This is a genomic window from Pseudomonas amygdali (genome assembly GCF_002699855.1).
GTDB lineage: Bacteria > Pseudomonadota > Gammaproteobacteria > Pseudomonadales > Pseudomonadaceae > Aquipseudomonas > Aquipseudomonas amygdali.
Window position 1 is genome coordinate 1 of sequence record NZ_LKBW01000264.1, and the last position, 24,590, is coordinate 24,590.

The 24,590-nt window shown below is 58.8% G+C and carries 19 protein-coding genes and 3 pseudogenes; 20 read left to right on the forward strand and 2 right to left on the reverse strand.

The genetic code is table 11. The features are described from left to right. The 13 genes and pseudogenes from AO277_RS16680 to AO277_RS16740 form a co-directional block, all read left to right on the forward strand. A pseudogene (locus AO277_RS16680) lies at positions 1 to 782 on the forward strand (iron-containing redox enzyme family protein); the annotation flags it as partial. Then, positions 779 to 1,723, forward strand: a complete 945-nt coding sequence (locus AO277_RS16685; protein WP_002555975.1) for a N5-glutamine methyltransferase family protein — start codon at positions 779 to 781, stop codon at positions 1,721 to 1,723. The pseudogene AO277_RS16680 and the gene AO277_RS16685, both read left to right, overlap by 4 nt. Positions 1,724 to 1,897: 174 nt before the next feature. Next, complete coding sequence (locus AO277_RS16690; RefSeq protein WP_004660647.1) at positions 1,898 to 2,311, forward strand: VOC family protein; 414 nt, start codon at positions 1,898 to 1,900, stop codon at positions 2,309 to 2,311. Between the two features lie 529 nt (positions 2,312 to 2,840). Continuing rightward, entirely contained in the window at positions 2,841 to 4,985 is a 2,145-nt protein-coding gene (locus AO277_RS16695) for a TonB-dependent receptor (protein WP_236691224.1), read from the forward strand. Continuing rightward, complete coding sequence (locus AO277_RS16700) at positions 4,985 to 5,764, forward strand: ABC transporter ATP-binding protein (protein WP_044318395.1); 780 nt, start codon at positions 4,985 to 4,987, stop codon at positions 5,762 to 5,764. The genes AO277_RS16695 and AO277_RS16700 overlap by 1 nt, the downstream gene beginning before the upstream one ends. 1 nt (position 5,765) lies before the next feature. Then, the gene (locus AO277_RS16705; protein WP_044318394.1) at positions 5,766 to 6,725 is read left to right on the forward strand and encodes an ABC transporter substrate-binding protein; all 960 of its coding nucleotides are present in this window, start codon (positions 5,766 to 5,768) and stop codon (positions 6,723 to 6,725) included. Further along, positions 6,722 to 7,750 (forward strand): FecCD family ABC transporter permease, encoded by a 1,029-nt coding sequence (locus tag AO277_RS16710; protein ID WP_044318393.1) that lies wholly within the window; start codon positions 6,722 to 6,724, stop codon positions 7,748 to 7,750. Before AO277_RS16705 ends, AO277_RS16710 begins: the two co-directional genes overlap by 4 nt. A 177-nt stretch (positions 7,751 to 7,927) precedes the next feature. Next, positions 7,928 to 9,256 (forward strand): annotated as a pseudogene (locus AO277_RS16715) (UDP-glucose dehydrogenase family protein). After that, positions 9,253 to 10,256, forward strand: a pseudogene (locus AO277_RS16720) (NAD-dependent epimerase). The pseudogenes AO277_RS16715 and AO277_RS16720 overlap by 4 nt, the downstream one beginning before the upstream one ends. Before the next feature lie 11 nt (positions 10,257 to 10,267). After that, positions 10,268 to 11,011: a glycosyltransferase family 2 protein gene (locus tag AO277_RS16725; RefSeq protein WP_044318392.1), complete on the forward strand. Its 744-nt coding sequence runs from the start codon at positions 10,268 to 10,270 to the stop codon at positions 11,009 to 11,011. After that, positions 11,008 to 11,292, forward strand: a complete 285-nt coding sequence (locus tag AO277_RS16730) for a lipid-A-disaccharide synthase N-terminal domain-containing protein (RefSeq protein WP_044318391.1) — start codon at positions 11,008 to 11,010, stop codon at positions 11,290 to 11,292. The genes AO277_RS16725 and AO277_RS16730 overlap by 4 nt, the downstream gene beginning before the upstream one ends. Continuing rightward, entirely contained in the window at positions 11,289 to 12,818 is a 1,530-nt protein-coding gene (locus tag AO277_RS16735) for an ArnT family glycosyltransferase (RefSeq protein WP_044318390.1), read from the forward strand. Before AO277_RS16730 ends, AO277_RS16735 begins: the two co-directional genes overlap by 4 nt. Positions 12,819 to 12,859: 41 nt before the next feature. Further along, positions 12,860 to 13,864, forward strand: coding sequence for an SdiA-regulated domain-containing protein (locus AO277_RS16740; protein ID WP_052834981.1), 1,005 nt, complete (start codon positions 12,860 to 12,862; stop codon positions 13,862 to 13,864). 54 nt (positions 13,865 to 13,918) lie between these two features. On the opposite strand, the gene AO277_RS16745 is transcribed toward AO277_RS16740, so the two are convergent. Continuing rightward, complete coding sequence (locus tag AO277_RS16745; RefSeq protein WP_042930958.1) at positions 13,919 to 15,496, reverse strand: carbohydrate porin; 1,578 nt, start codon at positions 15,494 to 15,496, stop codon at positions 13,919 to 13,921. A 167-nt stretch (positions 15,497 to 15,663) separates the two neighbouring features. Here AO277_RS16745 and AO277_RS16750 point away from each other — a divergent pair, with 167 nt between their 5' ends. From AO277_RS16750 to AO277_RS16775, 6 genes are all read left to right on the forward strand, one after another. Next, on the forward strand, positions 15,664 to 16,938 hold the full coding sequence (locus AO277_RS16750) for an ABC transporter substrate-binding protein (protein WP_044318389.1): 1,275 nt from the start codon (positions 15,664 to 15,666) through the stop codon (positions 16,936 to 16,938). A 21-nt stretch (positions 16,939 to 16,959) separates the two neighbouring features. After that, entirely contained in the window at positions 16,960 to 17,922 is a 963-nt protein-coding gene (locus tag AO277_RS16755; protein ID WP_044318388.1) for a carbohydrate ABC transporter permease, read from the forward strand. After that, positions 17,919 to 18,761 (forward strand): carbohydrate ABC transporter permease, encoded by an 843-nt coding sequence (locus AO277_RS16760; protein ID WP_003430791.1) that lies wholly within the window; start codon positions 17,919 to 17,921, stop codon positions 18,759 to 18,761. Before AO277_RS16755 ends, AO277_RS16760 begins: the two co-directional genes overlap by 4 nt. 27 nt (positions 18,762 to 18,788) lie before the next feature. Next, entirely contained in the window at positions 18,789 to 19,934 is a 1,146-nt protein-coding gene (locus AO277_RS16765) for an ABC transporter ATP-binding protein (protein ID WP_269459977.1), read from the forward strand. Next, complete coding sequence (locus AO277_RS16770) at positions 19,931 to 21,445, forward strand: glycoside hydrolase family 32 protein (RefSeq protein ID WP_044318387.1); 1,515 nt, start codon at positions 19,931 to 19,933, stop codon at positions 21,443 to 21,445. The genes AO277_RS16765 and AO277_RS16770 overlap by 4 nt, the downstream gene beginning before the upstream one ends. Before the next feature lie 67 nt (positions 21,446 to 21,512). Next, complete coding sequence (locus AO277_RS16775) at positions 21,513 to 22,505, forward strand: LacI family DNA-binding transcriptional regulator (RefSeq protein ID WP_044318386.1); 993 nt, start codon at positions 21,513 to 21,515, stop codon at positions 22,503 to 22,505. Between the two features lie 87 nt (positions 22,506 to 22,592). On the opposite strand, the gene AO277_RS16780 is transcribed toward AO277_RS16775, so the two are convergent. Then, the gene (locus AO277_RS16780) at positions 22,593 to 23,060 is read right to left on the reverse strand and encodes a winged helix-turn-helix transcriptional regulator (protein WP_031597027.1); all 468 of its coding nucleotides are present in this window, start codon (positions 23,058 to 23,060) and stop codon (positions 22,593 to 22,595) included. A gap of 149 nt (positions 23,061 to 23,209) precedes the next feature. Here AO277_RS16780 and AO277_RS16785 point away from each other — a divergent pair, with 149 nt between their 5' ends. Further along, positions 23,210 to 24,466 (forward strand): MFS transporter, encoded by a 1,257-nt coding sequence (locus AO277_RS16785; protein WP_031597028.1) that lies wholly within the window; start codon positions 23,210 to 23,212, stop codon positions 24,464 to 24,466. Positions 24,467 to 24,590: the final 124 nt, after the last annotated feature.

Sequence of the window (24,590 nt, forward strand, 5' to 3'; positions counted from 1 at the left end):
CAAAACTAAGTTGGCGATTTAGCACGGAAGGGGGTCACTTTTTAGTTGGCGTTGACAGCAAGGCTGCGCAGAGCGTTCTTGAGCTGTTGCCTGTGGGCCAGGAACGCGACGAATTTTATCGCCGTGTCGCCAATGGCTACAGGCTGAACGAGTTGGGCATGGGCTCGACTGCTGTGATCCAGTCGTTCGATCTGGAGCAGGAGGTGATCGCCATGCTGGAGCGCAAGCGGACCTTCGGTCAGCACATGCATTCCGACTATTGCCGTCTGGACGGCAAGACAGTCAACGAGTGGCTTGCCGAGCCCGACCAGATCCCGGAGTTTCTTGCCGTGCTGCAAAACAGGGGCTGGATCAAGCGTCACGAAGACCCTCTCAATAGCCGCTTCTGGAAACTGTTCGAAGGGGTCGGTGCACCGATGTTCGGCGTGTTCAATGGCTACGAAAAGCAATTGGTGCACGACTGGATCGCCGGCGAATGGCTATCGGATGGCAGCGCTCAGCAGCCTGTCGGCAAGCGTCTGCCGGAAGCATTTCGATCCCGTTTCCGCAATCTGCAAGGCGGTGCTCAGCCATTGCCGGTTCTTGCCGTGCCTGCATCGGCGGATGCTGACCCGGATGTGCGCGAGCTGCACATGAAACTCGAGTCGGCAGCAGCGTCCGAGAAGATGTCTACGTTGATCGAAAGCATGTCTCCGGCAAGGCACGCGACAGCCGCCGGGCTGCATGCCACTCGCCTGTTTGTCAGCAGCATGGCCGAACGAGTGACAGGAGCCCGCCCATGACTCAATCACTGCCCGACAGCGCCGCGCTGATTGCGCTCGCCCAGCGCCTCAAAACCAGTGGCTATCGTTTCATCACGCCCACGCCGTTGACTCATCAACACGTCAATCAACGCCCGGAGAACCGCACTGCGGTATCGCTGCGGGATGTCTTCGGATGGAGCCGTACGATACCGGAGTCCATGCTTCCGGTTGCAGAGGCTCAGGGGCTGTTGGAAGCCGGTATTCTTCAACGCAGCGAAGACGGCTTGAAGAGCCGGGTGAGATTTTCAAGCCTGGATGACTTGTTACTGGTGCATTCCGCATTTCCTACCGGCGATGAAGACTCGGTGTTTTTCGGTCCGGATACCTATCGCTTTGCGCACTCCATCAATCGTCATCTGCAAGGCACTTCACACTCGATCAGCCGTGCTGTCGACATCGGCTGTGGCACCGGCGCTGGTGCCCTGCTGATCGCAGTTGCGCGCCCGCAGGCGCAGGTATACGCCGTCGACATAAACCCCAAGGCCCTGCATTTCGCTCAGACCAACGCCAGGGTGGCCGGGCTGGAAAACATGCAATGCTGCCACAGCGACATCCTCTCGGGTCTGACGGGCAACTTCGACCTCATCGTTGCCAACCCGCCGTACATGAAAGACGCCAAACGCCGCGCCTACCGCCACGGTGGTGACGCATTGGGCGCGGACCTGTCAGTGCGCATCCTGCGCGAATCACTGGATCGCCTTACCCCGGGCGGCTCGTTGGTGCTCTATACCGGCGTGGCCATGGTGGGCGAGCACGACCCGTTCTTCGAGGCCGTACGCGGCGATATCGATCATGCGGCGCTGGCATGGACCTATCGCGAACTGGACCCGGATGTGTTTGGCGAAGAGTTGCTTGAAGAGGGTTACGAAGACGTGGACCGCATTGCAGCGGTGGAGCTGGTGGTGACAAGGCGGGCATAGAAATGCCCCGCAGGCCCACTTCGGTGTTCTTTAATAGTTCAGGCTTATAACGCACATAAGAACCGAGCATTGGTCAGCCCGTCGGCCTCCCGGTAAAACTTGCCACACGTCCTTGATCAACGAGAAGCCGTTGATCAGGGAAGACTTGTCGCAAAACGGAAGGGATGACACCACATGCTACGACTCAACAAAATTATCGAAACGGCGCTCTATGTAGAGAATCTCGCCAAGGCCAGGGACTTTTATTCCGACACCCTTGAACTGGAGGTCATGTTTGAAAGCCCGACATTGGTGGCATTCAATGTGGGCGGTGTAAGTACCTTGCTGCTGTTCAAATGCGGAGCTTCACTGCAGACGCAGTATCTGAGCGGCGGAGAAATACCGCCTCATGATGCGCAAGGGCGAATTCATGTGTGCTTCGCTATCAACGCCGACCAGATGCAACCCTGGGCTGATCGCCTTGCTCAGGCCGAAGTGGCCATCGAAGGCCGGACTGAATGGCCCCAGGGCGGATCAAGCATTTACTTCCGCGACCCCGATGAAAATCTCGTCGAGTTGCTGACGCCAGGGTGCTGGGCGATTTATTGAGTCGTTATTGATCAGTGACCCCAGCATATTTCTTTGCCGCATGCTGCTCAGCGAGCACGGCGTTCGTGATTTTTTCGATGTAATCAAACACCTCTTCCTGCACTGAATATACGTAATGCTCGCGGTGGTTTTTGGAGACAGTAAATGACCCAGCAGATCCTCCGGATCGGGCGCAACGCCTGGAGGCACGGCCAGGGTTTCGCCGGTTTGCTCAATCCTCGTGACAGGCTGAACCCTTGCCGGTCGATGCAGAGGGAAGCCCGCGAGCTTTAGCGATTCCTGATGCCGGGCATATCCAGCCAGATGCATGGGAAAATCCTTTGTCAGTCTACGCGTCCAGGTTTTTCTTACTCAGCAAAGAAAATCCTGACTTCGAGCGACTGTGCTCGTTTTTTCTTGATTAACTAGTGATAAGCGTAGGTCTTCTCACATCCTTGGAGAAAAACAGACGTGTATATCGCCGCAAAAATGTTATGTTATAACACTAACAAATCATCAAGCGCAGTCTTCCAAAGCGACCCTCCAATCCATGATCAGCCCTCTTTTCCAGTCCCGCCGTGTAGTCACAACCCTCTGCCTGCTGGCCAGCAGCGCAGGTTACGCAAACGCTTCCGAACAGGTCGAGCTTGCCCCGTCCACGATTAAGGCTACGGCCCAGTCGCAAGATGGAGAGCATCTAGATTCAGTTACCCATGCCGGTTCTCGCCTGTCATTGACGGCCTTGCAGACCCCGGCCAGCACCAGCTCGCTGAATGGCGACGAGGTGCGCAGTCGCGGTGACGAAAATGTGCAGCAGGCTGTGGCCCGCAGCCCCGGTATCACGGCGATCGGTACACCCGGCGACGGAGGCACGGCGTTGTCCGCGCGTGGTTTCACAGGTCAGGGCTCGGTGATGCAATTGTATGACGGCAGCCGCATGTACAGCGCCATGGGCACCGTCACCATGCCGGTGGATACTTGGGCAATCGACCGCATTGAAGTGCTGCGCGGCCCGGCCTCCGTGCTCTATGGCGAAGGCGCTACCGGGGCAGTGATCAATGTCATTCCCAAGAAACCTTTTGAAGGCGATATCGAAAACCACCTGCGCCTTGGCTACGGTTCGTACGATAGCCAGCAGACCGCGCTGGACAGCGGCGGCTCGTTAACCGATCAATTGAGTTACCGCTTGAACCTCAATCAGCTGCGCAGCAACGGCTGGATCGATGACGGCGACTCGCAAAGCACGTTCTTCAGTGGTGCCCTGCGCTGGCAGGCCAGCGAAGACCTGACGTTCACCCTCGCCCATGACGGCGGCAATCAGCGCCCGATGAACTACTTCGGCGTGCCGATGATCAATGGCCGTTATCACGAAGGCTTGCGAGACAAGAACTACAACATCGAGAACGACAAGCAACATTACGACGACCAATGGACGCGGCTGACCACCGACTGGAAGATCTCCGACCGGCTCACCTCATCCAACGAGCTTTACTACCTGACCTCGCACCGACGCTGGCAGAACGCCGAAAACTACAACTGGGACGCTGCTAATCAGCAGCTGTCGCGCAGCGGCTATTTCAGCATCAAGCACAATCAGGAGCAGGTGGGAGATCGGCAGACGTTCACCTTAAAACACAGCCTGGGCGGGCTGGATAGCCAGAGTGTGCTGGGAATGGACGTCAACCGTATCCGTTTCAAGCTGACCAACAATTCGCCCTACAACGATGTGAATCCTGCGGGAGACCCCATTGATATCGAACATCCGGCACCGGGCAATTTTCAGAGTGCGTCGCCCTATTCGGAGCTGTTCAAAAGCACGACCCGACAACTGTCGGTCTTCGGGGAAAACCGCACGCAACTAAGCGACCAACTCTCGGTGATCACAGGCGTGCGCCGTGACTACGTGGATATCGAACGCAACGCCCTGCGTGACGACAGCCGCACAGAAAAGGACCTGATCGGCAACAACTGGAAAATCGGACTGGTTTACGCGCTGACGCCTGAAAGCTCTGTCTACGCTCAATACTCGACCAGCACCGATGGCGTTGGCAGCCTTGTCTCGCTCAACCCCACACAGCAACAATTCGACCTCGCCACCGCCAGGCAATCGGAGGTGGGTTTCAAACAGGCCATGTGGGACCAGCGCCTGGAGTGGACGCTGGCGGCTTACCATATCCTCAAGAAAAAGCTGCTCACTACCGATGCCGGCAATCCTGACCTCACCCAACAGGTAGGCCAGCAGTCTTCCGACGGGCTTGAGGCCAGCATGAAGATGCAACTGCCGCAGGACTGGGCCCTGAGCGCCAACGCGGCCTTCGTTCGTGCGCGCTATGACCAATTTGATCAGAGCGTATCGGGCGTGGCCGTCTCGCGTGACGGCAATACACCCGTCGATGTGCCAAAGCGCACGGCCAACCTGTGGCTCGAAAAACAGCTCGGCAGCGCTGTGCAGATCGGCGCCGGGCTGCGCTACGTCGACAGCCGTTACGCCGATATCGCCAACACCCGCGAACTGCCCGCCTACACCGTGGCGGACGCCAGCCTGTCATGGAAAGCACTGCGCAATACCACGCTCGGCTTGCAGGCGCGCAATCTGTTTGATCGGCAATACGCAGCGAGTCAGTACAACGAAGGCCAGCAATGGATTCTGGGTGAACCCCGCTCGCTGTACGTGACTGCGGACCTGAGTTTCTGATGCTTGCGCTAGAGCGTATCGCGTGGGCGCCGGAACAGGCGTCGGTCTGCGCGCACGAACACTTCGCCTTGAAAGATATCAATCTGCAGATCGCTGCCGGCGAGTTTGTCGGCCTGATCGGTCCCAATGGTAGCGGCAAGACCAGCCTGCTGCGTTGCGCATTCCGCTACAGTCGTCCGCACAGTGGCAAGGTTGCGATCAGCGCTCACGATATCTGGTCCCGCAGCCCGCGCTGGTGCGCCCGGCACGTCGCAGTGGTCGCTCAGGAATTCCCCGATGCATTCGGCCTGACGCTGCTGGACGTGACGAGCATGGGCCGCGCGCCTCATCAGGGCTTCTTCGCTGCGGACAGCGCCCACGACCGCGCGATTGTGCAGAGCGCTTTGAACGCCGTAGGGCTGGCGGGCTATGAACAGCATCGGTTCGACACATTGTCCGGCGGCGAGAAACAGCGTTGCCTGCTGGCGCGGGCACTGGTGCAAGAACCTCGGTTGATGGTGCTGGACGAGCCGACCAATCACCTGGACCCGCGCCATCAACTGGAACTGCTGGGGCTGGTCAAGCAGCTCGGCGTGGCGACGCTGGCCAGTATCCATGACCTGAATCTGGCGGCGGCATTCTGTGATCGCCTGTGTGTCATTCATCACGGCAGGCTCATTGCGCAAGGCACGCCCCAGGAAGTGCTGACCCCGGAAATGCTGCTCCACGTATTCGGCGCCAAGGCGCTGGTCGACAGCCACCCTCTGCGTGATTACCCGCGCATTACCTGGATACCCTGAAATGAACGCCCTGCTCACCCGCCTGGCTTTGATCACCTTGTTGTGCAGTCCGATGGTGCAAGCGCAACCCAGCGCCTACCCCGTCACCGTGCAAAGCTGCGACCGCTCGGTGACCTTCACGGCTGCGCCGCAGCGTGCAGTCAGCAACGATGTAAACCTCACCAAAATGATGGTTGCCCAGGGTTTGCAATCACACATGGTCGGCTACAGCGGCATCACCGGCTGGAACAAACCTGATCAGGCCCTGCTGCGCGACCTTGGCAACCTGCCCGAGCTGGCCAGCAAATACCCGTCTCTGGAAACACTGCTCAATGCCAACGCCGACTTCTACTTTGCCGGCTGGAACTATGGCATGCGGGTGGGTGGCGACGTCACGCCGCAGAGCCTGGCCCCATTGGGTATTCAGGCCTATGAACTGACCGAGTCCTGCGCGCAGATAATGCCTCGCGCTGAAGCAACACTTGCGGATGTCTACAACGACTTGCTGAACCTGGGCCGGATATTCGACGTGCAGGCCCGCGCAGAGGCGCTGTTTACGCAAATGCGCCGCAGCGTGAGCGAGGTTCAGGCAAGCGTGGCAGGCAAATCGTCGCCCAGGGTTTTCCTGTATGACAGCGGTGAAGACCGGCCCATGACCGCCGGGCGCCTGGCCATACCCCAGGCACTGATCAGCGCTGCGGGCGGGCAAAATGTCATGGGCGACGTCGCGGCCAGCTGGACCCACGTCAACTGGGAGTCGGTTGTGCAAAGCAACCCCGAGGTTATCGTGATCGTCGACTACGGCGAAGTCAGCGCCGCGCAGAAACAGCACTTCCTTGAAAGCAACCCGGCGCTGCAATCCGTCGACGCGATCCGCAACCGACGCTATGTCGTGCAGCCCTACGTGGCGGTGACGCCAGGCATCGACAACGTCACAGCCATCGAGACGCTTGCAGCGGCATTTCATGACGTGACGCGATGACCCTGGCGCAGTGGCTGACCGAGCGTCCTCGCCGGTACACGGGTTTGCTGATCACTCTGACGCTCGTGCTGCTGCTCTCATGCCTGGTGTGCATCACCTTCGGCGCGGCCCCTGTGCCGTTGAACCGGGTGATGGATATCCTGATGTTCAAGCTGTTCGGCGCCAGCGAAAACCCACCTCTCTGGACCGCGGGACAGGAAACTATCGTCTGGCTGATACGCACGCCCCGCGTGTTACTGGGCGTACTGGCAGGCGCGGGACTGGCTCTGATCGGCAGCGTCCTGCAAGCAGCGACGCGCAACCCGCTGGCCGACCCTCACCTGCTGGGCGCGACACTTGGCGCGGTTATCGTGGTCATGCATGTAGGAGAAGTGCTTGGCACGCTGACATTGCCACTGGCTGCGTTTGTCGGCTCGCTGCTCAGCCTGTGCCTGGTGCTGTGGCTGGCCAGCCACAAAGGCCGACTGGACAGCCAACGCCTGCTGCTCGGCGGCGTGGCCGTGTCCTTTGTAATGATGGCGATCGCTAACCTGTCGTTGTTTCTGGGCGATCACCGCGCCAGCTCCTCAGTGCTGTTCTGGATGCTCGGCGGGCTGGGGCTGGCGCGCTGGGAGCTGCTTGTTGTGCCACTGATCACGGTTCTGTCTGGCTGGGTTCTTTTGCAAGGGCTGGGTCGTTCCCTGAACGCACTGATGGGCGGCGATCAGACCGCCACAAGCCTTGGTCTGCAAGTACGCAATGTGCGCCTGCTAGTTTTCCTGATCGCCTCACTGATGACAGGCGTACTGGTCGCGCTGTGCGGCTCCATAGGTTTCGTCGGCCTGATGGTGCCGCACATCGCCAGACGTCTGGTGGGGTCGGAGCATCGACGACTGCTGCCCGTCGCCACGCTTCTGGGTGCTTTGTTGATGATCTGGGTGGATGTCATTTCCCGCACGCTTATCGCGCCAGAAGATCTGCCTATCGGTATTGCGACGGCTTTGTTGGGAGGGTTGTTTTTTATTTTCATGATGAAGCGAAACTAGAGGCTGCCAACTGATCACTTGAAGTATGACCGCCCTTGGCTTTTTCACTACATGACAAACTCATGTCATCGTTTCTTAACACATTTATGACATTTATCTTGCGCTAGTTGTTCAAGACGCGTTCGGGCGCCTGAAACAAACCAGGCTCCTCAATTCATGGAGCAGAAGGAGCAGCACTTGAAAGTGACAGTGTTCGGAACCGGTTATGTGGGGCTTACCCTTGCCGCCTGCCTGGCGGAAGTGGGCCATACCGTATGCTGCATGGATGTCGACAGCAAACGCATTGATGCGCTGCGCGAAGGCATATGCCCTATATTCGAGCCCGGTCTTGGCGAACTTCTCCGCAACGGCCTGGACTGCAAAAGACTAAGTTTCACAATCGATGAAGTGCACGCCAGCCGCGTTGCAGAGTTGGTATTCATCGCAGTTGGCACACCAGCGCAAGCCGACGGCAAAGCAGACCTGAGCCAGGTGTTTGCCGTGCTGCGCTCCGTGCTCAGACACGCTGACGGTGCTCGGATCATTGTCAACAAGTCCACTTCGCCCGTGGGGACAGTTGACCGCCTGCTCGCTGAAATCGCTGCCAGTCCACGACGCGATGACGGCTTTGAAGTGATCAGCAACCCAGAGTTTTTCAAGGAAGGCTGCGCGGTCAGTGATTGCCTGCGTCCGGATCGCATTATCGTCGGCGGGGCCAGCCCGCGAGCGCTGGAGCAGATGCGCGAGTTGTATCAGCCGTTCAGTCGCAACCGCGAGAAGTTTGTGATCATGGATGCCCGTAGCGCGGAACTGGCCAAGTACGCTGCCAACTGCCTGCTGGCGACCAAGATTTCGTTCATCAACGAGATGGCCAACCTGGCCGAACAGGTGGGTGCCGACATAGAACAGGTCCGGCTTGGCATTGGCTCCGACCCTCGCATTGGCTACGACTTCATTTACCCAGGCTGCGGCTTCGGTGGCTCATGCTTTCCCAAGGACTTGCAGGCGCTGATCGGCACAGCCAGCGAGAACGGGGTGGAGACAGCGCTGCTCAATGCTGTCGAACAGGTCAATCGCCGCCAGAAGCACCGTCTGTTTAAAAATATCCACGCTCATTATCACGGCGAACTCAGGGGCAAGGTCTTCGCTGTCTGGGGGCTGGCCTTCAAACCCAATACCGACGATATTCGCGAAGCATCCAGCCATGCCCTGCTTTAAGCACTCTGGGCAGCCGGTGCCAGGGTTCAGGCCCACGACCCGCAGGCGATCGAAGCTATCAGGCATCATTATGGCGAGCGTGATGACCTGCAACTGGTGCAGTGCAAGCAAGATGCTCTGGAAGGTGCAGACGCTCTGGTAGTGGTGACCGAATGGCAGGACTACCGGGTTCTGGATCTGGACCAGCTCGGCGAGAAACTGCGGGATCGAGCGGTTTTCGATGGCCGCAACCTGTTCGACCCGTCGCAATTGCGTGATGCCGGATTTGCCTACTATGGCATTGGTCGTGGCCAGGCGATCCAGCCATGACGGTGCTCGTGACAGGTGCTGCCGGATTCATTGGCTTCCATGTCGCCAAACGTCTGTGCGAGCTCGGTATAGAGGTCGTCGGTATCGACAACCTCAACGACTATTACAGCGTCGAACTTAAACAATCGCGACTGGCCATACTCCAGCGCTTGCCTGGTTTCACGTTCACCAGGCTGGACATCACCGATGCCGAAGGCCTGTCCGCCCTGTTCTCGCACAATGAATTCGAACAGGTCATCCACCTGGCAGCCCAGGCCGGTGTGCGTTATTCGCTTGAGCAACCGAATGTTTACGCCCAATCCAATCTGGTCGGCTTTATCAACGTGCTCGAGGCCTGTCGGCAGTACAGACCAGCGCACCTGATCTACGCGTCGAGCAGCTCGGTCTACGGCGCCAATACGCGCATGCCGTTTCAGGTTGAGGATGCCGTCGACCGGCCGCTGTCCCTGTATGCCGCCACCAAGCGCGCCAATGAACTCACCGCCTACAGCTATTCCCACCTGTACGGCCTGCGCGCCACAGGGCTGCAGGGCTGCGTTTTTTCACCGTCTACGGACCTTGGGGCCGGCCTGACATGGCGCTGTTCAAGTTCACAAAAGCCATGTTGGCCGGACAGCCTGTGGATATCTACAACCATGGCGAAATGGCCCGGGACTTCACTTACATCGACGATATTGTCGAAAGCATCCTGCGTCTGCGCTTGCTGCCGCCCGACACGGTTGGCAGCGAGCCACCTCACCAACTCTTCAACATCGGCCGCGGTCAGCCCGTCAAGCTGCTGGAGTTCGTCGATTGCCTGGAGGCCGCGCTAGGCCTGCGCGCCGAACGACGCTACCTGCCTTTGCAAGCAGGCGACGTGCTGCAAACCTGGGCTGACGTCAGTGCGCTGAGCCAATGGATCGACTTTCAACCACAGGTCTCGGTCGACACCGGCGTCAGGGCCTTCGTCGACTGGTATCGGGAGCATTATCAGGCCCGGCTCTGTGTGCCACTTCAATAACCAGGACTTCCATGACCACGCCCACCTTTCTCTCCGTCGTGATACCGGCCAAAAATGAAGCCGATAACCTGCCCAGCCTTATAAAAGAGATTTGCACAGCGCTGGACGGTGAGCGCTACGAAATCCTGGTCGTTGATGACGGCAGCACAGACGACACCTTGAAAGTGCTGACTCACCTCAAGGACAGCGGGCTGACCGTGTTGCGGATCCTGCGCCACGAGCAGTCGCTCGGGCAGAGCACCTCGGTCTATCACGCGGCACTGGCGGCCAACGGCACCTGGCTGGCGACCCTGGACGGTGACGGTCAGAACGACCCTGCGGACATTCCAGGAATGCTGGCGTTGGTACGCGCTCACGAAGCAGGCCCCGAGGCGATCCAGCTGGTGGCCGGCCACCGAGTGAATCGGCGCGATACCGCCAGCAAACGCTGGGCCTCGCGCTTCGCAAACGGCCTGCGCAGCCGGCTTCTCAAAGACTCGACTCCAGACACCGGTTGCGGTCTGAAACTGATTGAGCGAGCAGCTTTTCTGCGCCTGCCGTACTTCGACCATATGCACCGGTTCATTCCAGCGCTGATTCAGCGGCATAACGGCCGTATGGTCACGCACCCCGTCAACCACCGCCATCGCCAGGCCGGCGTGTCCAAGTACGGCAATCTGGACCGCGCACTGGTGGGCATTCTGGATCTGGTCGGCGTCTGGTGGCTGATCCGCCGGACCCGCCTGGATGTTGAAGCACAGGAACTGCGGTCATGAAACCGGACAACGAAACCTTCTGGCTGATCCTCGGCTTTGTCGGGCAGGCCGTCTTTACCGGACGCTTTGTCCTGCAATGGCTGTACAGCGAATTCAAGAAGCGCAGCATCATTCCGGTGGGCTTCTGGTACCTGAGGATGCTGGGCAGCACTATCTTGCTGGCTTACGCCATTTATCGACAGGACCCGGTCTTCATTGCCGGCCAGTCCTTTGGTCTGCTGGTGTACATGCGCAACCTGCAGCTGATCAGCCGACAGGCCAAGACACCCGAGGAGCAATGACGTTGCGAACTCAACTTTCGCATCGCCTCGAGGGATGGCTACTGGTCGCACTGGCCGTTTTACTGGTCGGTGCCGGCCTGGGCCTGCGTCTACCGCAGAACGTGGACGAAGAACGTTTTCTGGGCGTTGCTCTGGAAATGCTGCAGAACGGCTCGTGGTTCGTCCCGCACAGGGCCGGGGAGATTTATGCCGACAAGCCGCCGCTGTTCATGTGGGGTACCGCATTCTTCATCTGGTTGACGGGCAGCCCGAACATCGCGCTTTACCTGCCCGGGCTGCTCTCTGCAGGCGCGACCACCGCAGTCCTCTACGATCTGGGCAGCCGTCTGTGGAACCGACGTATCGGACGGTACGCCGCCTTGCTGTTCCTGGCGACCTATCAGACCTACAGCATCCTGCGCACCGGACAAATCGATAGCTTCCTGTGCTTATGGATTGCGCTGGGCTTCTATGGGCTGGTTCGCCACTTGTTGCTCGGACCGGCCTGGGGCTGGTTTTATTTCAGCTGTGCGGCCATGGGCCTGGGCATTATCACCAAGGGCGTCGGTTTTGTTCCCGCATTGATGTTGATCCCTTACGCCTATGCCGCGCGTAAAGGCTGGTCCGGTGTCGTGGCCATGCCTGGACAGATAGGCCGCTGGGCGCTGGGGCTACTGGCGTTATTACTTGCATGCTGCGTGTGGCTGGTGCCGATGGTTATCTCGGTCGTGCGTGATGGCGGGCCGGAAGGCTTCGCCTATGTGCAGGAAATACTCTTGCACCAGACGGCTAATCGCTACGCCAGCGCCTGGGACCATCGCGAGCCATTCTGGTATTTCTTCGTCAAAGTCATCCCCCAGTATTGGCTGCCATTGGTGCTGGTGCTGCCCTGGCTGATCCCGGCATGGCGCCGACAACTGAGCAAGCGGGATGGCCGGGTTATGGTACTGCTCGGCTGGGTCTTGCTGGTGCTGTTGTTCTTCAGCCTCTCCAGTGGCAAACGCAAGATCTACATCTTTCCGGCGCTGCCCGGTCTGGTACTGGTCGCTGCCCCCTTGCTGCCCTGGTTGTTGAAACGCTGGTTCCACGACCGCGTCAGGGCTGGGCGACTGGTCCCCGCAGTGGTGGTTGTCTGGCTCAGCCTGTGGTTCGCCAGAGGGTTCATCGAACCCGTCATAGAGGGAGAAAATCCACACAAGAGCCTGATGGAACAAGCCGCCAGCGTCACCCAGGGAGCCGACCTGGTACTGGTCAACTGGCGCGAGGGCCACTGGCTGTATGCACGCCAACCCATCGTGCATTTCGGTTTTGCCAAGCCGTCGGCAATCGAACAGTCAGCCCGTTGGCTACGAGAACATCCCGACACCTTTGCTCTGGTCCCGGGTGAACAATTGGCCAATTGCTTCTTGCCGGAAAAAGCCCGGCCCCTGGGTCAGACCTCCAGAGCTGACTGGTTCATCGTCGATGCCGATGCCGACAACGGCCTGTGTAAACCGGAACCGCTCATGAAAGCCTATCGCTTCGCCTGGCAGCAGAATGTTGATTAATCACCCGCCCAGCCGCCCGACACGCGGGAGTGCCTGAAGCCATGCAGTTGGAAACGATCAAGGCAAAGCGGCTGACGTGGTCGAATGTCGCTCGAAGGCAGGTATCACTCGCACAGATAGTGCTGAGTGCAGGTGCTCTCGGGGTTCTGCTGCTGGCTTACGCCGTGTCGGCACACTTTCATGTCCACCAACAGCTGTACCACTACGGTCGCACCTGGTTGAAGGGCAATACGGCAGCCGAAAAGAATATCTGGTTGCCGGATTTCCATGTGGTTATCGACGCCAAACCACTTGCCCCGGACGTCGCCAATATCTCCGGGATAACCTACGACTACGACAATGATCGACTGCTGGCAGTGACCAACAAAGGCCCCATGCAACTGCTGGTGCTTGACGCGAACGGCGACATAATCGCTCGTTACCCATTGATCGGTTTCGACGACACAGAAGGCGTGGCTTATCTGGGTAACGGTCGCATCGTGCTGTGCGATGAAGATCTCCAGCAACTGGACATCATCACGTTGCCGACGCAAGCACGCCCAATCCACGTCGAGGAAGCCCAGTTCATTGCGCTACTGATCAACCCAAGTAACCAGAACAAGGGATTCGAGGGCGTGACCTATGATCCTGCCAACGACCGCCTGTTCGCGATCAAGGAACGCGATCCGCGCCAGATGTTCGAGGTTTCCGGAGTCCTGCGCTCCATTGATCAGGGCCGTTTGCAGATCAAAATTGCCGACCGGCTGGACTGGATCACGAAAAGCGTCGCTGCACGCGACCTTTCAGACGGTTACTTCGATCCGCGTACCGGTCATTTACTGCTGCTCAGCGATCAGTCACGCTCGATCACAGAACTGGACGGTAAAGGGCGTTTCGTCAGCATTCGATCACTGCTGGGTACATTTTCCGACCTCCAGAACAGCGCTCCCCAACCTGAAGGCCTGACCATGGATCACGACGGCAACCTGTACGTCGTCAGCGAGCCAAATCTGTTTTACAAGTTCTCTAAAGTGCCGAAACAACCCGTTGAAGAAATCAGGCCCTGAGCTCAGCGATGAGTTGAGAGCCTGAATTTTCACTGGCACATCTGAACTACCGCACTAGAACCAGGTTTCCATCTGGATGCCGAACTGCCAGACACCACCGGAGTTGAAATCACTTTTGCCGAAGTTGCCGGTCGTGCTGTAGCGGTCCAGATCCGAAGACCAGTTCATGAGGCTTGCGAACACTCGCAATTCGGGACGCGTTAGCAGGTCACCCATGTCCGGCTTGAAGGTCGGCGCAACCGTGAACTTCCAGAAGTTGCCGTCGACTGCATTGCGTTGCAGGTAGCCTTTGGGGTCAAGGTCCATGGTTTGCCAACTCAACTCGTAGGCCATCTCGAAGTTACTGTTGATCTCGTTGGCCAGGCGCATGTTCAGAGTGAGCCAGCGGTAATCGTCGCCTTTGACGTAGCGGTCTTTGCTCTGCTCGGCCAGCAAGCTCGGGCCGATGCGCCATCCCGGCGCAATAGGCGTCTCGCCGTACATCGCCAGACGCACCGCGCGGGCGTCGTCGATCAGTTCACCATCTGCGCCAATGTCCTTGACCTGAGCCCCCAGGCCCTGCCCATAGAGCAACGCCGTCTTGAAGAAGCCTTCCCTGCCGAAAAAGTCTTTCTGGTGATTGGCCAACATGGTGTGCAGGCCTGAATCTGCTGGCGCAAAACCCGCTTGATTAGTGCGCGTACCGACGTCGTTTTTCTTTGCGCCAATGGCATTGAACATCCACTGCCACTGACCATTGTCGAAGAATTGGTTGGAGGTCAGGATGTAGCTTTCCACATCGGCATCGACGCCGCCCTCACTGAAATCGCCGTAGTTACGTCCGATCAGGGAGTAGTTCGAGCGCCAGTCCTTGGTCATCTGCACATCGTAGATACCGCCACCGGTCCCGGCCAGAAAGACCACGTCCGAGTCCAGCCAGTGGATATCGAAATTATCCCTGTCGAAGCGCTTGCCGGCCCACAGCGTGGCGTTTTCGAACACTGAATTCCCCTTGAAGGCGGCAATGTGGTCGAGTTCGGTAAATACCTGACGCACGTTCAGGCTGCTTTCGGTGGCCGTCCAGTCGTTATAGCTTTCAACGCCGTCGGCGATGGAGACGGTGAACTTGGAGCGCGTGCCGTTCTGCGCGTAGATCTCTTTCGACAGATCGAAGCGCATGTAGGTGTCGTCTTCGTTACCCAGGCGCCCGACCGCACCACCGACTGAACCTGCGGGGGTTGTATAAGGCCCACCGCGACCGCCGCCCAAACCGTCGTTGATCAACAGACCGGAGCGAGCGTAGCCCTTGAAGCTGAACCCGTCGGTGAGGTGTCCGGCACTGCCTGGCTTCTCCATGCTTTGCTGGCGGGCTTCGAGTTTTGCCACGCGATCATCCAGAGCCGGCTGTGAACTGGCCGCAACGGTGGACGCAGAAGTGGGTGCGGCAGGCTGCGCAACGGGGGTCGAGAGTTTGAGTTGCTGAAGCTCCCTGGCGAGCGCCTGGGTTTGCTGTTCGGCTGCGGCTGCACGTTTTTCCGCAGCGCTGGCACGGGCTTCGAATGCGGCCATCCGCTCTTCCAGAGTCGCGGCCTGAGAGACGGTTGTCGAGGTGCCGAGTACCCCTGCGAGTAGCCATCTTGATGCGTTCTGCATGTGGACTTCCTGTTTTGTTTTTATTGTTTTCGTGACGTTGGCCGAGCCCTTTTCCTTCAGCACAAAATTGTGCAAATCGGAGAAAAAAGGGTGCCACATCGAAAATACGCTGTTACATTGATGATGTTAACGTTAACTTTTATAAAAACAAAAATAAAGAGGGCTCTATGAAACAGCTGAAATCTCTTCTTCCCGCCGCGCTGCTCACCCTGTCTGCCGGGTTTTCTACGCTGTCGAACGCATCTGATCTAACGATCTCGTGCGGGGCCGTCGGCGCTGAATTGCAACTGTGCAAGGATGCAGTCGATAGCTGGTCAAAACAGACCGGCAACAACGTTCAAGTGGTTTCCACGCCTAACTCGGCAACCGAACGCCTGTCGTTCTACCAGCAGATCCTCAGTGCCAAGTCCACCGACATCGACATCATTCAAATCGACATGGTGTGGCCGGGGATGCTCGCCAAACACCTGACGGATCTGCGCGAACTGCTTCCGGCAAATGCGACACAAGGCTATTTCCAGGCACAGGTGGACAACGCCACCGTCGACGGCCGGCTGGTGTCGATGCCCTGGTTTACCGACTCGGGGCTGCTGTATTACCGCAAGGATCTGCTCGACAAGTACCAGCAGCCGGTCCCCCAGACCTGGGAGGACATGACCGCTACCGCCAAAAAAGTGCAAAAAGCCGAACGCGATGCGGGGAATGCCACTATGTGGGGCTACGTGTTCCAGGGGCGCGCCTATGAAGGCCTGACGTGCAACGCCCTGGAATGGATCAGCAGCCAGCCGGACGGCGGACTGGTCAACCCGCGCGGAGACATCGTGGTCAACAGCCAGGCCTCACGAGTCGCGCTGACCCTGGCAAAAAGCTGGATCGGCGAGATCTCACCGCCCGGCGTACTTAACTACACCGAGGAAGAAGGCCGTGGCGTATTCCAGTCGGGAAATGCGCTGTTCATGCGCAACTGGCCTTACGTCTGGGCCTTGGTGCAAAGCAAGGACAGCGCGATAAAAGACAAGGTCGGCGTCGCGCCCCTGCCCAGTGGCGGCGCAAACGGCACCCACGCTTCAACGCTCGGAGGCTGGGGCCTGGCGGTTTCGCGCTACAGCCGCAACCCCAAACTGGCGGCAGAACTGGTTGCCTACCTGACCAGCGCCCAGCAGCAAAAACAGCGTGCCCTGGCAGGTGCCTACAACCCGGTCATCGAGTCCCTGTATGCCGACCCCGAGTTGCTCGCGGCGATGCCTTACTACCCGCAGCTGCACAGCATCCTCAGCAATGGGGTCATGCGCCCCGCCGCGATCACGGCCAACGGCTACCCACGCGTCTCCAACGCATTCTTCGATCGGGTGCATAGCGTGCTGGCGGGCGATATTCCGGTCGATCAGGCACTGGTCGAACTGGAACGCGAACTGACCCGCATCAAACGCCGGAACTGGTAAGCCACACGTAAGGAAATCAACATGCCCGTCTCTTCTACCGACTTCCCCGGAGACGACGAACTCGTCACCCGGGAAACGCCTGTACAACGTCGCAGGCTACGCGCCGCCTGGCTGTTTCTGACGCCGATGCTCGTGTGCCTGGTCCTGGTGGCGGCCTGGCCGTTGCTGCGCACATTCTGGTTCAGCCTGACCGATGCCGATCTGTCGGATACCGGCAGTGGCTCATTCGTGGGCCTGAGCAATTATCTGCTCTACGACGGCGTCATCTGGTCTGGCGTGCTGGTCGATCCGCAATGGTGGAACGCGGTGCGCAACACCCTGCATTTCACCGTGGTGTCGGTCGGGCTGGAAATGGTCCTGGGACTGATGGTGGCGTTGCTGTTGAACGTCAAGTTCACCGGCCGCGCGCTGGTCCGTGCGTTGATTCTGATCCCTTGGGCGATTCCGACCATCGTCTCGGCGAAGATCTGGTCGTGGATGCTCAATGACCAGTTCGGCATCATCAACCATATGATGCTGAGCCTGGGCCTGATCGACGCGCGGCTGGCCTGGACGGCAGATGCGGACCTGTCGATGTGGGCAGTGATCATCGTCGACGTCTGGAAGACCGTGCCCTTTGTCACCCTGCTGATGCTCGCGGCACTGCAGATGCTGCCAAGCGATTGCTACGAAGCCGCCCGGGTCGACGGCATTCATCCGGTGCGGGTGTTCTGGCGAGTCACCCTGCCGTTGCTGATGCCCGCCTTGTTGGTCGCCGCGATCTTTCGCATTCTCGATTCGTTGCGGGTCTTCGACGTCATCTACGTCCTGACCTCCAACTCTTCGAGCACCATGAGCATGTCGGTCTATGCCCGCCAGCACCTGGTGGAGTTCCAGGACGTCGGCTACGGCAGCGCCGCCTCCACCCTGCTGTTTCTGGTCGTGGCAGTGATTGCCATGCTTTATCTGTACCTCGGACGTCGCCAGCTGGAGGTGCGCTCATGAACCTGCGCCCACTGAAGAAAGCGCTGCTGCGCCTGGCCTTCTGGGGCCTGGTCGGGGTCGTGCTGCTGTACGCGATCTTCCCTTTCTATTACGCCATCCTGACCTCGCTGAAACCGTCCAGTGCCTTGTTTGAAGTGAGCTACTGGATCACCGAAGCCGACTTCTCCAATTACGCAGCGGTCCTCAGTCAGGCGTCATTCCTGCAGGCCATCGCCAACTCGCTGGTGGTTGCGCTGAGTGTGGTAGTGCTGGCGCTGTTCCTGGGCCTGACGGCGTCCTACGCCCTGGGCAGGGTCAAGTTCCGAGGCCGCGGCACGGTGCTGATGATGGTGCTCGGCGTCTCGATGTTTCCTCAGGTCGCGGTGCTGTCGGGGCTGTTTGAAGTCATCCGCGCACTGGGTCTGTACAACACCTCATGGGCACTGATCCTGAGCTACACGATTTTTACCCTGCCCTTCACCGTCTGGGTGCTGACCACGTTCATGGGGCAACTGCCGCATGAGCTGGAAGAAGCGGCAATCATGGATGGCGCATCGCCCTGGGTCACGCTCACCCGTGTGCTGTTGCCGCTGCTGTGGCCCGCGCTGGTCACAACCGGCCTGCTGGCTTTTATTGCCGCGTGGAACGAGTTCCTGTTTGCCCTGACCTTCACCCTGACAGACGCGCAACGAACGGTCCCGGTCGCCATCGCCCTGATTTCGGGTGGCAGCTCCCACGAATTGCCTTGGGGCCTGTTGATGGCGGCGTCGGTGCTGGTGACCGTCCCACTGGTGATTCTGGTGCTGATCTTCCAGCGCCGCATCGTTTCCGGCCTCACTGCCGGCGCGTTGAAAGGTTGATGCACACAACTGACAAGGAACAGCATCGTGATGAAATTGAAGCTAGCCAACATCAACAAGCAATTGGGCGGCACGCGCATTCTGCGCGATGTCAGCCTGGAGATCGCTGCGGGTGAGTTCGTTGTGTTCGTCGGCCCTTCGGGCTGCGGAAAGTCGACGCTGCTGCGCTTGATCGCCGGACTGGATTCGATCTGTGCAGGCGACCTGCTGATCGACGGACGACGGGTCAATGACCTGGAACCGCGCGAGCGTGGTGTTGGTATGGTCTTTCAGTCCTACGCCCTGTACCCGCACATGAGCGTCTACGACAACATCAGTTTCGGCCTCAAGCTGGCCAAGACGGAAAAAAGCAGCCTGCGCGAACGCGTGCTGAAAACCGCGCAGATCCTGCAACTGGACAAACTGCTGCAGCGCAAGCCCCGGGAATTGTCCGGCGGGCAGCGTCAGCGCGTGGCCATGGGCAGAGCCATGGCGCGGGAACCGGACATCCTGTTGTTCGATGAACCGCTTTCCAACCTGGACGCCTCGCTGCGGGTCCAGATGCGCAACGAAATCGCCCGGCTCCACAAGCGGCTGGGCTCGACGATGATCTACGTCACCCACGATCAGGTCGAGGCGATGACCCTGGCGGACAAGATTGTCGTGCTCAACGGCGGTCAGGTCGAACAGGTCGGCTCACCACGCGAACTCTATGAGCGCCCCGCCAGCCTCTTCGTCGCCGGTTTTCTGGGCTCGCCAAGAATGAATTTTCTGCCAGTCCGCTTGCACGCACCAAGCCGCAACAGCCTGATCGATATCCCGGCACTGGGCATGACATCCCTGCCCTTCGACAGCTCGAACCTGGCCGACGACGCGCAATTGACCCTGGGTGTCCGTCCGGAACACATATCTCTAAGTGCAGCGAACAGTGGCACTGGCGTCACCGTGACCAGTGTCGAATACCTGGGTAGCGAGGTCTATGTGCATCTGGCTACAGACGAGAACGAACCCTTGATCTGCCGGTGCGAGGCAAAAGCCGGATGGCAGGTGGACGACCGGGTCGCGCTGCAGTTCGATACCGAAAATCTGCACGTGTTCGACGCCGATGGCCTGGCCTTGAAACGCCACTCTGACGCCGACCAACACCTGACACACGACACCACGCCGCACTTCGTACAAGCGGGTTCCCTATGAGTTTTTCTGTGAATGCCATGAACGGTCCAATATCCACCGCCCTTGAGCGCGCGCACCATGCATTGAGGGATAGCCTGGCGCAGGTAATCCACGATTATCGACCCGGTTATCACCTGGCCCCGCCTGCGGGCTGGATGAACGACCCTAACGGGGTGGTGTTCTTTCGTGGCGAATATCACGTGTTCTATCAGCACCACCCGTTCGACGCGAAATGGGGCCCGATGTACTGGGGCCATGCAAAGAGTGCCGATCTGGTCCATTGGCAGCACCTGCCCATTGCCCTGGCACCCGGTGATGACTTCGACCGGGACGGTTGTTTTTCCGGCAGCGCAGTGGTGTGTGGCGACACCCTGGCACTGATCTACACCGGGCACACCTGGCTGGGTGAGGTAGGCGACGAGCTTTTGATCCGTCAGGTGCAGTGCCTGGCCACCAGTCTCGACGGCATCAACTTCGTCAAACACGGTGCCGTCATCGACAGCCCGCCGCAAGACACGATCATTCATTTCCGTGATCCGAAGGTCTGGCAGCAGGATGACCACTGGTACCTGATTGCCGGTGCGCGTCTGGTCGACAGGCCGTTGCTGCCGTTGTATCGGTCTGTGGACCTGCACGCGTGGGAATTCGTGAGCTATGTATCCAGCGGCAACGAAGGCGATGGTTATATGTGGGAATGCCCTGACCTGTTTCGCCTTGATGGACGCGATGTAGTGCTTTACTCCCCCCAAGGCATGCCAGCCCAGGGCTACGAGCGACTGAACAAGTTTCATACCGGCTACCGAGTGGGCCAAATCGACAGCCAGTGGCAGTTCAACGGCGGGCCTTTTATCGAACTGGATAACGGCCATGACTTTTATGCTGCGCAGACCCTCGTGGCTGCCGATGGCAGACGTCTGGTGTGGGCGTGGCTCGATATGTGGGAAAGCCCGACCCCCACAGCAACCCATCACTGGCGCGGAATGCTCGGCCTGCCACGCGAACTCGAACTGCGCGACGATCGCCTTTGCGTGCACCCCGCACGCGAACTGACAGCGCTGCGCAATGCGTCATTGCCAGGCACTCCCTGGTGGAGCGAAGCGGGCACTCAGTGGCTGAATGACGTACACGGCGATCTGCTGGAAATCCACGTGCACCTGGACCTGCTCGACTGCATCGAAGGTCACTTGGGAGTGGCGTTGCGTTGCAGTTCAGATGGCAAGGAGCAAACTCTGCTTTACTACGATGCGTCGCTAAAACGTTTGATACTGGACCGCGATCAGTCGGGCAGCCACGTCAGCGGTCAACGCAGCGTAGCAATAGATCCACAACAGGACCGGCTTGAGCTGCGAGTCTTCCTGGATCGCTCGTCCATTGAGGTGTTTGACCAAAACGGCAGCTTCAGCTTCAGTAGTCGCCTTTATCCAAAGACCGACAGCCTGGGGGTCAAGCTTATTGCCAACGGAACCGGAGGCCGGGTGTGCATTGCCAACGCATGGGAACTCTCTTCGGGATGCTTACAGGTAAATCATTGAAGTCGCGAAAAAAATCAGGCCTCTGTAGCATGATAATTATCAGTCAACCTGACAGGCCCCGCCTTGCATGACCTCAGTTAAAGACGTTGCACGATTGGCCGGTGTGTCCCTGATGACGGTATCCCGGGCGCTCAATAATCCGGAAAAACTGAGCCCCGAGACGTATCAGCGAGTCCGTAGCGCGATTGACGAGCTTCAATTCGTACCCAGCCTGTCAGCGCGCAGGATTCGCGGCGACAACTTGCAGACACGAACCATCGGAGTGTTTGCGCTGGACACCGCGACAACGCCGTTCGCGGTAGAGCTGCTGCTGTCCATCGAGCAGACCGCACAGCAGGCAGGCTGGAACGTATTTATCCTCAACCTGCTAAGCAACCCGCCCACTGACCAGAACGTCGACCTGATGCTGTCCCACCGACCTGACGGGTTGATCTTCAGCGCCATGGGGTTGCGCGAAGTGACTATTCCCCAGCGCTTGAAAAGCAAACCGCTGGTGCTCGCCAACTGCGTAGCCGATGACAGCAGCCTCGTCAGTTATGTGCCGGACGACGAAACAGGGCAGTATCGCGCCTTGCACCATGCGTTCAGCCAGGGCTACCGACGTCCTTTGTTTATCAATCTGCCAAAAAAGAGCCTGGCCTGGAAAATTCGCCAGGCGGGTATGCAGCGTGCCTGCCAGGCATTCGGCCTGGCTACCGGCGAACTCTTGCAATACGACCTCTCCGAGCATGACGCCTATGGGGAAACCGCAGCCATCCTTGAACGGCACATGATTGATGGCCGTCCGCAGTTCGATATTCTGATCTGCGGCAATGACCGCATAGCCTTTTGTGCCTACCAACTGCTGCTGGGCCGTGGCCTGAGAATCCCCGGTGATGTCGCCGTGCTGGGCTATGACAATATGATCGGCATTTCCGAACTGTTCATCCCCGCGCTGACCACGGTGCAACTGCCGTATTACGAGATCGGTCGCAATGCCGCCCGGTACTTGATCGATGGCCTCGAAGTCTCGGGTGCCCAGCCGGTAGATTGCCCGCTTGTGGTCAGGGAATCGTTATGAAGGGCTTGCGGTTTCGGTAACGTCAGTTCGAAGCTGGCTTTGTAACCGCCAACATCATCACAGAGCAACTTGATCAGCGATCGGTTGCTATCGACTCGCGTCAACCCAGCGCTTGACGACCCGACGATGACAATCGGCCGGAGTCAGCACCTTGCCCGCCTTGGAACGTACGGCGATGGTTTCTACTGACTCCGACAATTCATTGTCGAGCAGCACCGAGTAGCTCTCCCCTGCGTTGAACAAGTAGCGCTCCCCCCACTGGCGCATGCTGACGACGATGGGGAACACCGCGCGGCCCATATCAGTCAGCACATATTCTTTGTAGGCACTGCCGTCGGAGGCCGGCTGAATGTCGAATACGCCCAACTCCACGAGCATTTTGAGCTTGACCGTGAGGATGTTCTTGGCGAGACCAAGACGTTTCTGAAATTCACTGAAGCGGCGAACGTCGTCGAACGCGTCGCGGATGATCATTAAAACCCAGCGATCTCCGATTGCTTCAAGCGTGCGGGCGACAGGGCATTCGCTCTGCGCCAATAATTGCTGTTTGGCCATGGGGCTCCTGGAGGCGAGGTAGCAGGAAATGTAAAAAGTTCTAACGTCAGACGAAAATGTTTTACACATGTGGTTGCATTTAACAACCTCGTTTGTTAAAAGTTCACACAAGGTTTTCTATTGCAACCACATATTCCAAGGATGGAGCGATGCCGTTCAAGTCTCGTGCCCCGGTAAAGATGGAAATCGAAGCCGAAAAATCCAGCGGTGGGTACACGCAAGCTCCCCAACCCCGGGACACCCCCAAGCTTAGTCGCTATCAAACTTTTCTTTTTGCAATTACCTGCGCCATGGCGGTCGCAAACGTCTACTTCGCCCAGCCTTTGCTGGAATCGATGGCTGCCAGCCTGTCGGTTTCGCCGGGCACGATTGGTATCGTAGTGACCGCGACGCAAGCGGGTTATGCGGTCGGATTGTTGTTCATCGTTCCGCTGGGTGATTTGCTCAATCGCAAGAAACTTATCCTTACACAAATGCTGCTGTCGGCTCTGGCCCTGTGCGCAGTTGGTCTGTCGCAGGATTGGGGCATGTTGCTCGGCTCGATGGTGCTCGTGGGCCTGATGGCAGTCGTGGTGCAGGTGGTGGTTGCCTACGCCGCTTCGCTGGCGAGTCCCGAGCAGCGTGGCGAAGCCGTCGGCACCGTGACCATTGGCGTGGTGCTGGGAATTCTGCTGGCCCGCTTCGTCTCCGGTGCAGTGGCTGATCTGGCCGGCTGGCGCGGCGTTTATTTTGTCTCGGCCGCCCTGATGACCGGCATGGCACTGGTGCTGATGCGCGCCATGCCTGCCTCCACAACGCCACCAGCTAAAGGCGGCTACTGGCAATTGCTGCGATCGGTGTTCCAGTTGTACCTGACCGAACGTGCATTGCGTGTCCGGGGCACCTTCGCCCTGCTGATCTTCGCCGCATTCAGTGTGTTATGGACGTCGATGGTACTGCCGCTCAGCGCCCCCCCGTTGTCGCTGTCACACACCCAGATTGGTTTGTTCGGACTCGCCGGTGTGGCCGGTGCGCTGGCAGCGGCACGGGCCGGACGGCTCGCCGACCAAGGGCTCGGCAATCGCACCACGGGCGTCGCGCTGGCACTGTTGACCTTGTCCTGGTTGCCTACGGCGTTCGTTGAACACTCATTACTCGCCATGGTGGTGGGTGTGGTGTTACTGGATTTCGCCGTGCAAGCCGTCCATGTCACCAATCAGAGCCTGATCTTTGCCGCACGCCCCGATGCGCAAAGCCGACTGGTGGGTGCTTACATGTGTTTCTACTCGGTAGGCAGTGGTCTGGGTGCCATCGCTGCGACTTATACATATGCACACTTTGGCTGGGTCGCCGTTTGTAGTTTGGGTGCCGCCATCAGCGCAGTTGCCCTGCTGTACTGGACCTACCTGGAACTGACGTCCACATAACGTTCAACCCTTAATAAACTTCTCGCGATCGTCAGTTAACGGATGGCATGAAACAGTGGGAAGCCGGTGGCAAGAACATCATCCCGCTGGGCTGCCGCGTCGGGGACGACCACCTTCACCAAGG